Below are 14,129 nucleotides of genomic sequence, written 5' to 3' on the forward strand. Positions count from 1 at the left end.
ACAGGTTTCCTGTCGAGTCGCTGTCAGCCGGGGGTTCGGCTCGCGCGCCCGAGCGGACGTCGCGGAGGATGGCGGGGTGGAGAACCCGAACCCGGTGCGGCTGCTCGTCGTGGACGACGAGCCGCACATCGCCGACCTGGTCGCGACCGTCGCCCGTTACGAGGGCTGGCAGGCCGTGACGGCCGGCTGCGGCGCCGACGCGCTCGCGCGCGCTGCGGAGTTCGCTCCCGACATCGTCGTGCTCGACCTCATGCTGCCCGATTTCGACGGCTTCACCGTGCTCGACAAACTGCGCGAGAAACACGACGCGGTGCCGGTGGTGTTCCTGACCGCCAAGGACGCGACCGCCGACCGCATCGCCGGCCTCACCCGCGGGGGTGACGATTACCTCGTCAAGCCGTTCTCCGTCGAGGAGCTGATGGCGCGGCTGCGCGCGGTGCTGCGGCGGACGTCCGAGAAACCGGATACCCGCACGGTGGTGCTGCAGGTGGGCGACCTCACCCTGGACGAGGAGACGCACGAAGTCCGCCGCGGCGGCCAGCTCGCCGAGCTGACACCCACCGAATACGAGCTGCTGCGTTACCTGATGCGGCGTTCGCCCGCGGTGCTTACCAAGGCGAAGATCCTCGACCACGTCTGGGAGTACGACTTCGGCGGACGGTCCAATGTGGTCGAACTCGCGATCTCGCGGCTGCGGCGCAAGCTCGACACCGAGGCCGAACCGCTGATCCACACCGTGCGCGGCGTCGGGTATTCCGTGCGGCAGGCGGGCCGGTGAACCGGGTCGGGCGCTGGGCTCGCCGGTGGTACCGGGCTTGGCGCGCTTCCCGGCTGGGCACGCGGCTGGCGTTCGGGCTCGGCGCGTTGTCGCTGGTGGTGTTCGCGATCGTCGGCGCGCTGACCGTCGAGCTGATGCACGACTACCTCAACCGGCGGCTCGACGAGCAGCTCAAGACCAGCCAGGTCGCGCAGGTGCCGCATCTGCGCGAATCGAAGGACAATCCGGAAGTCGTCTACTCCTGGTATTCCGCGGTTTTCGACGTGCGGGAGGGGCACGCCGTCCCGCAGCCGGGAAGCACGTTGCCGAACGACGTGCGGCCGTTGGCGCAGGTCGCCGAAGATGCGACCAGCGGCGACCTGTTTCGCACGATCGCCTTGCCCGGCCAGGGTTCTTACCGCGTCCGGGCCTGTCCGGTGGAGACCTCGCGGAACGGGGCCGGCACCGTGCTGTTGAGCGCCGCGCCGCAGGCTGATCTCGACAACACCGTGCAGCAGCTGATGTTGATCGAAGTCATCGCGTTCCTCATCGCGTTGGCGATTCTCGTTGTCGCGGGCCGCGTGGTGCTGCGGCGCGGATTGCGTCCGTTGTCGGACATGGCCGGCACGGCGCACGACATCGCCTCGCACGACCTCACTGCTACGGCGGATTTGCCGGTGCGCGCGTCCGGCACGGGTGGCGGAGCGGAGGTCGAGGAGCTGCGGACGGCGTTCAACTTGATGTTGAGCCACATCGAATCCTCGCTGGCCGCGCGGACTGAGGCGAACGATCGGTTGCGCCGGTTCGTCGCCGACGCTTCGCATGAGCTGCGGACCCCGTTGACGTCGATTCGCGGCTATGCCGATCTTTTCCGTTACGCCGCCGCGAACGAACCCGAGGAACGCGAGGCGCACCTGGAGAAAATCCGGGCCGAGACCGCGCGGATGAGCGTGCTGGTGGACGATCTGCTGCTGCTCGCGCGGCTGGACGCGCGCGATGTCGAACCGCCGGTGCGCCCGCAGCGGATGGATCTCACCGAGATCGCCGCGGCCGCCGCGGACGCGTTCCGGGCCGGTCGGCCGGGTCATCCGCTGACGGTCTCGATTCCGGAGGAACCGGTGCTGCTGCACGCGGATCCGGCGCGGCTGCGGCAAGTCCTGGACAATCTGCTCGCCAACGCCGCCGTGCACACCGCGGAGGGAACGCCGGTCGAGCTGGCGGTGACGGTGGCCGACGGGATGGCCGTCGCCGCCGTCACCGATGCCGGACCGGGGATTTCCGCGGCGGATCAGCAGCGGATTTTCGACCGGTTCTATCGCGTCGACAACTCCCGCACCCGGGCCGCTGGCGGCACCGGGCTGGGGTTGTCAGTGGTGCATTCGCTGGTGGTGGAGCACGGCGGGACGGTCTCGCTGGAGAGCCGTCCCGGGCGGACGGTGTTCACCGTGCGGTTGCCGCTGCCCTCGTGACGCGTGCGGTGACGTGTTCGGGCACGGTCCAGCCGGGTGGCAGGTCGGCGGAGGGTTCGGGCTCGCCGAAGACCGTGCGCACCGGCAGTACTCCGGCCCAGGCGGCGTTGGCGGTGACGTCTTCGGGTTCGTCGTCGGGTCCTTCGGCGCGGAGTTTCACCGACGCTTCGGCGAGGTCGAGCGCGATGACCGACACCGCGGCGAATTCCTTCTTGTTCACCGCGCGAGCGTGCTCCCACGAACCAGGGGAGAGGTGGTCGGTGAGCACGTGCAGGCCGCGCATCTTCTCGTCCGGGTCGGTCACCAGCCGGGCCTTGCCGAGGATCACCGCGCTGCGGTAGTTCACCGAGTGGTTGTTCACCGAGCGGCAGTAGACGATGCCGTCGAGGAGGGTGACCGTCACGCAGACGTCGGTTTCCCCGGTCGCGGCTCGCAGACTGGCCGCGCCCGTGGAACCATGCAGGTACAGGGTGTCGCCGTCGCGGCCGTATCCGGTGGGCAGCACCAGCGGGACGCCGTCGCGGACCACGCCGAGGTGGCAGATCAGCGCCTCGTCGAGCACGGCGTGCAGGACCGCGCGCTCACTGGCGGCGCGGTGGCGTTTGCGGCCGAGCGTGGTGCGTTCGGTGGGCGAAAGGCTGCTCATGCGTTCAGTGTGCGGCGGCCAAGTGGCTACGTTGAATGTCCACTTCTTCTACACTTGAGAAGTCCACTTCGCCGTAACGGAGGTCCGCCGTGTCCTACGCCGACACCGCCCTGCCGGTCAGCCTCGACCGCGAAGCGGCCACCCCGCTGGCCGTGCAGCTGGCTGACGCGCTGCGCGAAGCCGCGGCCGGCGGACATCTCCGCGGCGGCGACCGGCTGCCGTCCACGCGCGCGCTGGCGGAACGGCTCGGCGTCTCGCGCACGGTCACTTCCGCTGCGTACGAGCAACTTCACGCGGAAGGCTGGATCGCTGGCCGACACGGTTCTGGCACCTACGTGACCACTCCGCCGACCCGCGCCGCCGCGTCCGTCACGGTGCCCGGTTCGCTGCTCGCCGAGGCGGAACAAGCCCCGCTGCTGGACCTCGCGCCGGGTACGCCATGGGCAGGCGGCCTCGACCGCGCGGCCTGGCGGCGAGCATGGCGGGCAGCCGCCGATCCCGAGCCGCTCACGCGCGCGCACCGCGCCGGGTTGCCGGAATACCGCGCGACAGTGTCGGAACACTTGCTGCGCCACCGCGGTCTGGCCGCCGGTTCGGTGCTCGCGACCGGCGGTACCACTGCGGCTGTCGTGGAACTCGCCGCTGCCGTGCTGCGCCGAGGTGCGGTCGTGGCGTTCGAGGAACCGGGTTATCAGCGTGCGGTGCAAGCGTTCCGGCAGGCCGGGCTCACCGTCGTCGGCGTTCCGGTGGACGAGGAAGGCCTGCGCCCGGACGCGATTCCCGCCGGGGCGCGCGCCGTTTATTGCTCGCCCGCGCACCAGTACCCGATGGGCAGCCGGATGAGCGCGGCCCGCCGCGTGCAGCTCGTGGAACGCGCTCGCGCGGAAGGCATGCTGGTCATCGAGGACGACTACGACGGCGAGCTGCGCTTCGACGTCGCCCCGCTGCCGATGCTGGCCGCGCTCGCCCCGGACGTCGTCGTGCACCTCGGCACCACCAGCAAAATCCTTACCCCGACCCTCGGCGCGGGCTGGCTCGTCGCCCCCGCCTCGGTGGCCGATTCCATTCTGGCGTACCGGGATCTCACCGGAACCCGTCCGTCACCCGCGGGGCAGCGGGTGCTGGTCGAACTCGCCCGGACCGGCGATCTGGGTCGGCACCTGCGGAAGCTGCGGCGGGAAATGGCCGAACGCCGGACTGTGCTGGTGACCGCGCTGTCGAACGCCGGGATCCCGTTCGTCGGCGACGACGCTGGCGCGCATCTGGTGGTGCGGACGGAAAGCGCCGAGGCCGAAGCCGAGCTGATCGCCGCGGCGGAACGGCATTCGATCCGACTCGACGGGCTGGCGCGGCATTTCGCCGGAACGCCGACGGTGCACGGCATCGCGCTGGGATACGCGGGCTGCTCGCGGGAAGCGTTGATGGCCGCGGTGCCGACGCTGGTCGATCTTCTCCGCTGACCGCGCTCAGCTCCCGCAGAAGTCCTGAGGGTTCCCCTCACGGACTTCACCGGGGCATGCAGCGGTGCTGCCTAGCCGCCCGCCGCAGCTGCCGAGAAACCCCACGGGGTCACCGGCCCTCTTCGTCCAGCCGCCGCGGTCCCGCCAGCCCCTGCGTCCCGGGCAGCCACGCCGCACACCGCGCCCGCAGCCTCGCCTTGAGTTCCTGGCATCGGGAATCAGAGTCCCCCAGAGGTCCCCTTCACGGACATCGGGCTCGCGCGCCTTCCGACCAGCGCAGGCACCCCCGGCGCGCGCTGTTGGCGAGGCTCACCCGGTACGGTGACCGGCTATGAGCGCTGAAAAGATCCGGGTCGCGGTCGTGTTCGGTGGCCGCAGCAGCGAGCACACCATCTCGTGCCTGTCCGCGGGCAGTGTGATCTCGAACCTGGATCCGGACCGCTTCGAGGTGCTCCCGGTCGGCGTCACGCCGAACGGCGGCTGGGTGCTCGGCACCGGCGACCCGAAGCAGCTCAGCATCCAGGGCCGCGAGCTGCCGTCGGTCGAGTCCGGCCGCGCGCTCGTGCTCGCCGGCGACCCGACCAGCCGCGAGCTGCGCACCGTCGACCCGGGCCAGGCCACCGAGGTGCTCGGCACCGTCGACGTCGTCTTCCCGGTGCTGCACGGCGCCTTCGGCGAGGACGGCACCATCCAGGGCCTGCTGGAACTCGCTGACATTCCGTACGTCGGCCCCGGCGTGCTCGCCAGCGCGGCGGCGATGGACAAGGAATACGCGAAGAAGCTGCTCGCCGCGGAAGGGCTGCCGGTCGGCACGTACTCCGCGCTGCGCCGCGGACAGTCCACTTTGGCCGAAGCGGACCGGGAACGCCTTGGCCTGCCGGTGTTCGTGAAGCCCTCGCGCGCCGGTTCGTCGGTCGGCATCTCCCGGGTCGCCGACTGGGCGGACCTGGACGCCGCGATCGAACTCGCCCGGCGCACCGATCCCAAGGTGCTCGTCGAGGCCGCGGTGCGCGGGCGCGAGGTCGAATGCGGCGTGCTGGAATTCCCGGACGGCCGCGTCGAGGCGTCGCTCCCGGCGGAGATCCGGGTGCTCGCCGAGGGCGAGGACGCCTGGTACGACTTCGAAACCAAGTACCTCGGCGAGGACGCCGAACTGGACATCCCGGCCAAACTGGACGACGCGCTCACCGACCGCCTGCGCGCGATGGCCGTCGAGGCGTTCCGCGCGCTCGACTGCCAGGGCCTCGCCCGCGTCGACTTCTTCGTGACCGAGGAAGGCGACCTGGTGATCAACGAGGTCAACACGATGCCCGGGTTCACCACGAAGTCCGCCTACCCGAAGATGTGGGAGGTCACCGGGGTGGACTACCCGACGCTGCTGTCGACACTGATCGACACCGCGCTCGCCCGGGGCACCGGCCTGCGCTGACCCGCAATGCCAGGAATTTAAGCCGCGTCGCCCCGCTGCCCGGCGCACAGGACGCGCCGGGCGAGGCGAATGTACGTGAGGGGAACCCTGAGGGAATCTGATTCCCTGAGGGTTCCCCTCACGTACATTCACCGGGGTCACGCGGGCGGTTCCTGGCATTGGCGCTGACCCGGGGGTCTTCCTCGGGAACCCCGCCGCGACAGCGGCGCACGCGGCCGGACCAGGCCGGCGACCTTACGATTGCCCTCGAACGAACGGCCTGTCCCCACCGTAAGGAAAACAGCGCGTGCAGATCGCATCCCGGCTCGACCGGCTCCCGGTCACCCGGCGGCACCGGTACTTCGTCGCAGTGGTCGGCATCGCGACCTTCTTCGACCTCTACGACCTGTTCCTCGCCGCGACCATCAGCACCGTCCTCACCAAGGAGTTCGGTGTCACCCCGACGACGCTGAAGTACGTCCTGGCGTCGGCGTTCGTCGGCGCGTTCGTGGGCGCGGTGTTCCTCGGCAGGCTGGCCGACCGGCTCGGCAGGCGTCGCGCGTTCCTGCTCACCCTGGGCCTGTACTCGGTGTTCACGCTGCTCGGCGCGTTCAGCACGGACGTGTGGATGCTGGTGATCTGCCGGTTCATCGCCGGGATCGGCATCGGCGCGGAGCTGCCGGTCGCTGACGCCTATCTCGCCGACCTGCTGCCCGCGCGCGCCCGCGGCCGGGCGACAGCCTGGGCTTACACCATTGGCTTCTGCGGTGTCCCCGCCGCCGGATTCCTCGCTCGTGCGCTCGTCGGGCACGCGCCGCTCGGCATCGACGGCTGGCGCTGGCTGTTCGTGATCGGCGCGCTGGGCGCGGCGGTCGTGTGGGCGCTGCGGTTCACGCTGCCGGAATCACCGCGTTGGCTTGCGGCACAAGGGAGAATCGGCGAAGCGGACGAGGTCGTGCGCAAGCTCGAAGCGAGTGCGCCGCAGCCGTTGCCCGAACCGGAGCCGGAACCGCCCGCGCCCGAACCCGTGCGCGCGTCGGCATTGCTGCGTCCGCCGTGGTTCCGTCGCACGGCGATGCTGTACGTCTTCCAGTTGCTGCAATCGTTCGGCTACTACGGCTTCGGTTCACTGGTGCCGATTGTGCTGGCCGCCAAGGGTTTCGGCCTCGTCACGTCGCTGACGTTCAGCGCGCTCACCTTCCTGGGCTATCCGATCGGGTCGGCGCTGTCCATCCCGATCATCGAACGGCTGGAACGCAAGTGGCTGATCGTCGCGAGCGCGGCGGCGATGGCGGTGTTCGGGCTGGCCTTCGGCTACGCGACGTCCGGCGTGCTCATTGCGGTGTTCGGCTTCTGCTACACCGCTGTCAGCAACGTCTTCTCCAACGCCTTCCACACCTACCAGGGCGAGCTGTTCCCGACGTCGCTGCGCGGCACCGCCGCGGGTTCGGCCTATGCGTTGTCCCGGCTGGCGACGGCGGCGATGCCGTTCGTGCTGCTGCCGGTTCTGCATTCGGCGGGTGCGACGACGATGTTCGCGGTGGTCGCGGGTGCGATGGTGCTGTTGATGGTCGACGTGGCGGTGCTCGGCCCGCGTACTACCGGCGAGTCGCTGGAAACGATCGCGGCTAGAACTTCAGAGGCTTGACCGGCAGCTTGGCCGAGATGGCATCCGAAACGGCCTGCAGCGGTCCCGTCCCGGCGCTCTCCGGGACGGTCAGCGCGACGTAGACCGGCCGGTCGACCGCGTACCAGGTGGCCGAACCGCCCTGCTCGATCTGCAGCCACTGCACCTTGTTGACCACGCGCAGCTGCGCGGTCTGGGTGAGCTCCGGCGGGCGTTCGAGGCCGCAGCGCAGCACGACCGGATCCGGTTCGCCCCACGCGACGGTGGCCTTCGGCGCGGGCTCGGCGAGCGTGCGCGGCGACAGTTCCTTGCCGTTCGACGTGAGCGTGGCCGGGACCCCGGCGATCAGCTTCGCGCAGTCCGGCGACCCGGCCTGCGGCGCGGGAACGGACACGAGCGCGAGCGGCTGGTTCGGATCGGGCTGTCCCGAAGAGCTCTTCGTCAGCGCGACGACCGCGACCGCGACCGCCAGCGCGGCCACGAGCAACGACGCGGTGACGAGGACGACCTTCGGAGGGGCCCCGGTGTCGGTGTCTGCCACCGCCTCAGTGGACCACGGCTCAGAGATGCACGACCGGGCAGGTCAGCGTGCGCGTGATCCCCTGCACGTTCTGCACGCGGGCGACGACGAGCTGGCCGAGCTGGTCCACGGTGTCCGCGGCCGCGCGCACGATCACGTCGTACGGGCCGGTGACGTCCTCGGAGCTGGTCACGCCCGGGACCCCGGCGATCTCCGCAGCCACCGCGGCCGCCTTGCCGACCTCGGTCTGGATGAGGATGTATGCGTGGACCACGGCGTGCCCTTTCGTCGGTGGCGGTCTAGTCGAGGTAGGAACGGTGTAGACGGTGTAGGAAACGTAGCGCCAGCCCTGGGAAAAACCTAGGGGATCCGATTGTCGGTGGCCGATCCGACACAGGCGAGGGAAACAGGAGGTGACCGGTGTCACCGGACGAGCACTCGGTGGCCGCGACAGGCGAGTTCGGCCTGATCCGGCGGGTCACCGAAGGACGCGCGCAGCCGCCGTCGACACTGCTGGGCCCGGGCGACGACGCGGCGGTTCTCGCCGCGCCGGACGGCCGCGTGGTCGTGACGACCGACGTGCTGGTCCACGGCGTGCACTTCCGGCTCGACTGGTCGAGCCCGGAGCAGGTCGGGCGCAAGGCGGTCGCGGTGAATCTGTCCGACGTCGCGGCGATGGGCGCGAAACCGACGTCGGTGGTCGTCGGGATCGCGTGCCCGGCCGACACTCCGGCGCAGGTCGTGACCGAGATCATGGACGGCATGTGGGCCGAGGCGGGCGCGGCCGGGATCGGGGTGTCCGGCGGCGATCTCGTGAGCGCGGACCAGCTCGTGATCAGCGTCACCGCATTGGGCGACCTCGAAGACCGCGAACCGGTGACCCGCTCCGGCGCGCGCCCCGGCGACGTGCTCGCGGTGTGCGGGCGGCTCGGCTGGGCCGCGGCCGGGCTCGCGGTGCTGCGCCGCGGATTCCGGTCGCCGGTCGGCGTGGTGAACGCGCAGCGCTGCCCGGAACCGCCGTACGCGGCCGGCCCGCAGGCCGCGCACGCCGGCGCGACGGCGATGATGGACGTGTCCGACGGGCTCCTCGCCGACCTCGCGCACCTGGCCGCCGCTTCCGAGGTCGGGCTCGACGTGCAGACCGCGTTGCTCGAAGTGCCGACGCGGCTGAAGGAGGTCGGCAGCGCGCTCGGCGCGGACCCGATGCAGTGGGTGCTGACCGGCGGCGAGGACCACGCGCTGGTCGCGACGTTCCCGCCGTTCGACGACCTGCCCGAGGGCTGGCGCAAGATCGGCGTGGTCACCATGCCCGGATCCGGCGTCACCGTGGACGGACGCGAGTACGACCAGCAGGGCGGCTGGGAGCACTGGCAGCAGTGATCCTTCATTAGGCTGGCGCCGTGGACATCCGTGCCGTCGCCTTCGACCACCCCGACGCCGCCAAGCTGATGGCCGAGGTGCAACTGGAGTACGTGCGCCGCTACGGCTCCGAGGACGAGACCCCGATGGACCCCGCGGAGTTCGCGCCGCCGCGGGGCCGGTTCCTGGTCGGGTACCTGGACGACGTGCCGGTGGCGTCCGGCGCGTGGCGCGCGCACGACGGTCCCGAGCCGACGTTCCGGCCCGGCGACGTCGAGCTGAAACGGATGTACGTGGTCGAATCCGCGCGGGGCCGCGGTTTCGCCCGCGCGATGCTCGCCGAACTGGAACGCACCGCGGTCGCCGCCGGACGCCGCCGCGTCGTGCTGGAGACGGGCACCGAACAGCCGGAAGCGATCGCCCTCTACCGTTCGTCGGGCTACGTCGAGATCCCGGCCTTCGGTTATTACGGCGATATGCCCGAAAGCCGGTACTACGGCAAGGATCTAGCCCGCGACTGAACGACCCGGAGGCGGCATTGGCCATCTACGCGCTCGGCGACCTGGTCCCGACCATCCACCCGGACGCCTACGTCCATCCCGACGCCACGGTGATCGGCGACGTCCGGATCGGCGCGCGCGCCTCGGTCTGGCCGCAGACCGTGCTGCGCGGCGACCACGGGTACATCGAGATCGGCGAACGCTCGAACGTGCAGGACGGCTGCGTCGTCCACTGCACCGCGCGGCATCCGACGATCGTGGGCCCGTCCTCGGCGGTCGGGCACGCGGTGCACATCGAGGGCGCGACGATCGGCACCGGCTGCCTGATCGCGTCCGGTTCGGTGGTGCTGAACGGAAGCGTGATCGCGGACGGCGGCATGGTCGGCGCGGGCGCGGTGCTGTCGTACGAATCGAGCGTCGGCACCGGCGAGATCGCACTGGGAGTTCCGGCGAAAACGCGGCCGAACAAGTCGTTTTCCGAAGACCAGATCGCCGCGGTCGTGGATTCCTACGTCCGGCGCGGGGCCCGGTTCCGGGCGGAGTTGCGCAGGCTGGACTAGGTCCGTGAAGACTCCTTGAGGGAATCGGAAGGAACTTGTCGCCAGGCCCGGGCCGCACGCCGGAGTCTGGACCCGCCCCGGTGATCTCGGGCACGTGGCGCTAGGCTCGCGGGCCGTGACTGGACGACCGCTGGACGAAATCGTCGAAGCCGGCTGGGCGAAAGCCCTTGAACCAGTGGCCCCGCAGGTCGCCGCGATGGGGGAGTTCCTCCGCGCCGAGATCGCCGCGGGCCGCACCTATCTTCCCGCGGGCGAGCACGTGCTGCGCGCGTTCAAGCAGCCGTTCGACGACGTCCGCGTGCTGATCGTCGGCCAGGACCCGTACCCGACGCCGGGGCACGCGGTCGGGCTGAGCTTCTCGGTGGCCCCGGACGTGCGGCCGATCCCGAAGAGCCTGATCAACATCTACCAGGAGTACTGCGAGGACCTCGGCCATCCGACGCCGTCCAACGGCGATCTGACCCCGTGGGCGGAGCAGGGCGTGCTGCTGCTGAACCGGTCGCTCACCGTGCAGCCGCACAAGTCGAACTCGCACCAGGGCAAGGGCTGGGAGCAGGTCACCGAGCAGGCGATCAAGGCGCTCGCCGCGCGCGGCGGACCGCTGGTGGCGATCCTGTGGGGCCGCAACGCGCGGAACCTGCGGCCGATGCTCGGCGAGGTGCCGTGCATCGAATCGGCGCACCCGAGCCCGCTTTCGGCGCGCAACGGCTTCTTCGGGTCGCGGCCGTTCAGCCGGGCGAACCAGCTGCTGGTCCAGCAGGGCGCGGAACCGCTCGACTGGAAACTTCCCTGACGCGGCGTGTCCAGTTCCGGCGATCGGCGCCGACCACCAGGGTAAGCAGCGACTGAAACCCTGGAGGAACGCCATGACCGCCACCGTCACGTCCGCCGACGGCACCCCGATCGCCTTCGACACCTACGGCGCGGGTTCGCCGGTGCTGCTGGTCGGCGGCGCGGTGAACGACCGCACGACCGTCGCCGCGCTCGCCGCGGTGCTCGCCGACGCCGGTTTCACCGCCATCGCGTACGACCGGAGAGGCCGCGGCGACAGCGGCGACGCGCCGGTCTACGCCGTCGAGCGCGAGATTGACGACCTAGAGGTGCTGATCGAGGCTGTCGGCGGCTCGGCCGCGGTGTTCGGCCACTCGTCCGGCGCGATCCTGGCCCTGGAAGCGGCGGCGCGCGGACTGCCGATCACGAAGGTGGCGGCGTACGAACCGCCGTTCATCGGCGACGACCGCCCACGGCCAGCCGAAGACCTGGTGGACCGGGTCAGCGCCTGCCTCGCCGACGGCGACCGGGACGGCGCGGTCGAGTTGTTCCTGGTCGAGGGCACCGGGACCCCGGCATCGGTGGTGGACTCGATGAAGTCGGCGCCGGTGTGGGGCTGGTTCGTCGGACTGGCGCACACGCTGCCGTACGACCTGACCGTGTGCGGACGCGGCAACTACCTGCCGACGGACCGGCTGGCGGCGATCACCGTCCCGGTGCTGTCGCTGTCCGGCGGCGCGGGGGAGGCCTGGATGACGTCGTCCGCCAAAGCCGTGGCGGCCGCGGTCGCGCACGGGCGGTACGAGGAGATCCCGGGGCAGGACCACGGGGTGCTGAACGCTCCGGAGTCCCTGCGAGAGGTGCTGACCGGCTTCCTGCGCTGACGGATGCACTCGCCCCTGGAGCTTCAAGTACGTGAGGGGAACCCTGAGGTACTCAGAGTCCCTCAGGGTTCCCCTCACGACCCGCAATCTGGGGGACCGCCCCTTCCGCAACCTTCAAACTCAAGGTGACCCAACGCGGGGGTCCAGGGGGCTTGCCCCCTGGCGGGGGCCCGGGGGTTCGACCCCCGGAAGACACGTAGCGACAAAAAATGGCGAGTGCTCTCCACGAGCACTCGCCACCCTTCGAGTTTGTCGCTACCCGCGTACGACCTTGCCAGCCTTGATGCACGAGGTGCAGGCGTTCAGGCGCTTGCGCTGGGACACGCCGACCTTCGCGTGCACAACCTGGATGTTCGGGTTCCACCGGCGGTTGGTACGCCGGTGGGAGTGCGAGACCGACTTGCCGAAGCCGGGTCCCTTGCCACAGACGTCGCACACGGCAGCCACGTCGAACTCCTCTGGATATGGGACAAAGAATGCGCGCCCGAACGTGCCGGGCAACTCGACCATAGTAACGAGTGGTCTCGGGGGCCTTGCCGCGGGGTCGTTACCCTCGCGGGGACCGGCTAGGAGGTTACGGGGTGCGGGTGCTGGACGCAGCGGCGGTGTCGGGCTGGGCGGCGGCCTCTGTGCGCAGCTTGGACAGGCTGCGCACGGCCATCGACGGCATCAACGTCTACCCGGTCGCGGACTCCGACACCGGTTCCAACCTGCTGTACACGATGACCGGTGCGCACGAGGCGCTCGCCGCGGCGGAACCGGCCGACGCGGCCGAGGCGCTGGCGGTGCTGGCGCGCGGGGCGGTGGCGCACGCGCGGGGCAATTCGGGAGTGATCCTTTCCCAGGTCGTGCGGGGGATGGCGGACTGGGCGGCCACCGGCGGCGACCTCGACGGATCGGGTCTTGCGGCTGCGCTGGGGCACGCGGACCAGGCCGCCACGGGCGCGGTCAGCAGGCCGGTCGCCGGGACGATGCTGACCGTCCTGCACGCCGTGGCCGCCGCCGTCCGTGACACGACGCGGACGTTGCCCGAGGTCGCGCGCGAGGTCGTCACCGTGGCTGCGGCGGCGCTGGAGGAGACGCCCAAGCAACTGCCCGCGCTGGCCAAGGCGGGAGTCGTCGACGCGGGGGGCCGGGGTCTGGTCGCGGTGCTCGACGCGTTGGCCGGGGTGATCACCGGCGAACCCGAGGATCCCGGGCACGACCTGAAGGCAGTCGCTTCGCTGCCGGAGCAGGCGCCGTACGCGTGGGAGGTCATGTACTTGCTGGACGAGGTCGACGAGGACCGGCTGCCAGCGTTGCGCAAGGAACTGAGCGGGTTCGGCGACAGCGTGACCGTGGCGGGCGACGGTTCGGGCAGCCACGCGGTGCACGTCCATTGCGCGGACATCGGCGCGGCCATCGAAGCCGGGCTGCAGCTGGGCAGGCCGCGGAAGATCCGGGTCGAACCGCTGATCACGCCGACGCCGATCGAACCCGGTGGCGGTATCGACCGGTCTGTGGTCGCGGTGGTGCGCGGCGGCGGGCTCGCCGAGCTGCTGCGCGCCGAGGGCGTCGCCGTGCTGGCGGTGCCCGAGGGCGAGACGCCGAGCGTCGAGGACATGATCGGGCTGTTCAACGAGGCGGCCGGACAGCACCTGAGCGTCCTGCCGGGCGGGCCGGATCTCACCGCGGCCGCCGACACCGCCGCCGGGCATCCGATGGCGGGCGAGCGCGACGTCGTGGTGATCCCGTGCGCGTCGCCGGTGCAGGTGCTGGCCGCGCTCGCGGTGCACGACAGCGGACGCCGGGTCAACGACGACGTCGTCGCGATGGCCGAGGCGGCCGCCGCGACCAGGCGTGGCGAGCTGCGGATCGCGCACGAGGAGTCGCTAACCTGGGTGGGCCGGGCCCAGTCCGGCGACGTGATCGGCCTGGTCGACGACGAGGTGGTGCTGATCGAGCCCGCCCCGGCGTCGGCGACGAATCTCGTCGCGGCGGCGGTCAGCGTGCTGAACCGGATGCTGGCGCTCGGCGGCGAGCTGGTCACCGTCCTGAGCGGGGCGGACGCTCCGCCGAGGGTGGCCGCCGAGCTCGCCGAACAACTGCGGCTGGAGCACCCCGAGGTGGAGTTGACGAGTTACGCCGGCGGGCAAAACGACGCTGTGCTGCTGATGGGGGTCGAATAA

The 14,129-nt window shown here is 70.8% G+C and carries 15 protein-coding genes; 11 read left to right on the plus strand and 4 right to left on the minus strand.

Annotation, left to right across the window (positions count from 1 at the left end):
• Nucleotides 1-76 precede the first annotated feature (76 nt).
• Nucleotides 77-778, plus strand: coding sequence for a response regulator transcription factor (locus EIZ45_RS20335; protein ID WP_043835431.1), 702 nt, complete (start codon nt 77-79; stop codon nt 776-778).
• Entirely contained in the window at nt 775-2,226 is a 1,452-nt protein-coding gene (locus tag EIZ45_RS20340; protein ID WP_134665545.1) for a cell wall metabolism sensor histidine kinase WalK, read from the plus strand. Before EIZ45_RS20335 ends, EIZ45_RS20340 begins: the two co-directional genes overlap by 4 nt.
• On the opposite strand, the gene EIZ45_RS20345 is transcribed toward EIZ45_RS20340, so the two are convergent.
• Nucleotides 2,198-2,872 carry a pyridoxamine 5'-phosphate oxidase family protein gene (locus EIZ45_RS20345; protein WP_134665543.1) on the minus strand — a complete coding sequence of 225 codons (675 nt, stop codon included), beginning with the start codon at nt 2,870-2,872 and terminating at the stop codon, nt 2,198-2,200. The genes EIZ45_RS20340 and EIZ45_RS20345 overlap by 29 nt on opposite strands.
• Before the next feature lie 89 nt (nt 2,873-2,961).
• Here EIZ45_RS20345 and EIZ45_RS20350 point away from each other — a divergent pair, with 89 nt between their 5' ends.
• The 3 genes from EIZ45_RS20350 to EIZ45_RS20360 all read left to right on the plus strand — a co-directional run bounded on the left by EIZ45_RS20350 (nt 2,962) and on the right by EIZ45_RS20360 (nt 7,388).
• Nucleotides 2,962-4,332: a PLP-dependent aminotransferase family protein gene (locus EIZ45_RS20350; RefSeq protein ID WP_043835426.1), complete on the plus strand. Its 1,371-nt coding sequence runs from the start codon at nt 2,962-2,964 to the stop codon at nt 4,330-4,332.
• 331 nt (nt 4,333-4,663) lie between these two features.
• The gene (locus EIZ45_RS20355; RefSeq protein ID WP_134665541.1) at nt 4,664-5,761 is read left to right on the plus strand and encodes a D-alanine--D-alanine ligase family protein; all 1,098 of its coding nucleotides are present in this window, start codon (nt 4,664-4,666) and stop codon (nt 5,759-5,761) included.
• A 286-nt stretch (nt 5,762-6,047) separates the two neighbouring features.
• Nucleotides 6,048-7,388: an MFS transporter gene (locus tag EIZ45_RS20360; protein ID WP_037811717.1), complete on the plus strand. Its 1,341-nt coding sequence runs from the start codon at nt 6,048-6,050 to the stop codon at nt 7,386-7,388.
• On the opposite strand, the gene EIZ45_RS20365 is transcribed toward EIZ45_RS20360, so the two are convergent.
• Together EIZ45_RS20365 and EIZ45_RS20370 are read right to left on the minus strand one after the other, a co-directional pair.
• Complete coding sequence (locus EIZ45_RS20365) at nt 7,369-7,908, minus strand: DUF3515 domain-containing protein (RefSeq protein WP_134665539.1); 540 nt, start codon at nt 7,906-7,908, stop codon at nt 7,369-7,371. The genes EIZ45_RS20360 and EIZ45_RS20365 overlap by 20 nt on opposite strands.
• A gap of 19 nt (nt 7,909-7,927) precedes the next feature.
• A complete protein-coding gene (locus tag EIZ45_RS20370) occupies nt 7,928-8,161 on the minus strand; it encodes an Lrp/AsnC ligand binding domain-containing protein (RefSeq protein WP_037811714.1) in 234 nt (77 codons plus the stop codon).
• A gap of 146 nt (nt 8,162-8,307) precedes the next feature.
• Between EIZ45_RS20370 and EIZ45_RS20375 the strand changes: the two genes are divergently transcribed.
• From EIZ45_RS20375 to EIZ45_RS20395, 5 genes are all read left to right on the plus strand, one after another.
• Nucleotides 8,308-9,267, plus strand: a complete 960-nt coding sequence (locus EIZ45_RS20375; protein ID WP_043835420.1) for a thiamine-phosphate kinase — start codon at nt 8,308-8,310, stop codon at nt 9,265-9,267.
• Between the two features lie 20 nt (nt 9,268-9,287).
• Complete coding sequence (locus EIZ45_RS20380) at nt 9,288-9,767, plus strand: GNAT family N-acetyltransferase (protein ID WP_134665537.1); 480 nt, start codon at nt 9,288-9,290, stop codon at nt 9,765-9,767.
• A gap of 17 nt (nt 9,768-9,784) precedes the next feature.
• Complete coding sequence (locus EIZ45_RS20385; protein WP_043835417.1) at nt 9,785-10,306, plus strand: gamma carbonic anhydrase family protein; 522 nt, start codon at nt 9,785-9,787, stop codon at nt 10,304-10,306.
• A gap of 115 nt (nt 10,307-10,421) precedes the next feature.
• The gene (locus EIZ45_RS20390) at nt 10,422-11,099 is read left to right on the plus strand and encodes a uracil-DNA glycosylase (RefSeq protein WP_037811706.1); all 678 of its coding nucleotides are present in this window, start codon (nt 10,422-10,424) and stop codon (nt 11,097-11,099) included.
• A gap of 73 nt (nt 11,100-11,172) precedes the next feature.
• The gene (locus EIZ45_RS20395) at nt 11,173-11,961 is read left to right on the plus strand and encodes an alpha/beta fold hydrolase (RefSeq protein WP_134665535.1); all 789 of its coding nucleotides are present in this window, start codon (nt 11,173-11,175) and stop codon (nt 11,959-11,961) included.
• Between the two features lie 255 nt (nt 11,962-12,216).
• On the opposite strand, the gene rpmB is transcribed toward EIZ45_RS20395, so the two are convergent.
• Nucleotides 12,217-12,408, minus strand: coding sequence for a 50S ribosomal protein L28 (gene rpmB, locus EIZ45_RS20400; protein WP_009074135.1), 192 nt, complete (start codon nt 12,406-12,408; stop codon nt 12,217-12,219).
• A gap of 134 nt (nt 12,409-12,542) precedes the next feature.
• Here rpmB and EIZ45_RS20405 point away from each other — a divergent pair, with 134 nt between their 5' ends.
• On the plus strand, nt 12,543-14,129 hold the full coding sequence (locus EIZ45_RS20405; protein ID WP_134665533.1) for a DAK2 domain-containing protein: 1,587 nt from the start codon (nt 12,543-12,545) through the stop codon (nt 14,127-14,129).

It is taken from the genome of Amycolatopsis sp. CFH S0740 (assembly GCF_004522315.1).
Lineage (GTDB): Bacteria > Actinomycetota > Actinomycetes > Mycobacteriales > Pseudonocardiaceae > Amycolatopsis > Amycolatopsis nivea.

Coding starts and splice junctions, on each gene's coding strand:
- EIZ45_RS20345 (WP_134665543.1), bottom strand. CDS start 2,872: ATGAGCAGCCTTTCGCCCACCGAACGCACCACGCTCGGCCGCAAACGC.
- EIZ45_RS20355 (WP_134665541.1), top strand. CDS start 4,664: ATGAGCGCTGAAAAGATCCGGGTCGCGGTCGTGTTCGGTGGCCGCAGC.
- EIZ45_RS20395 (WP_134665535.1), top strand. CDS start 11,173: ATGACCGCCACCGTCACGTCCGCCGACGGCACCCCGATCGCCTTCGAC.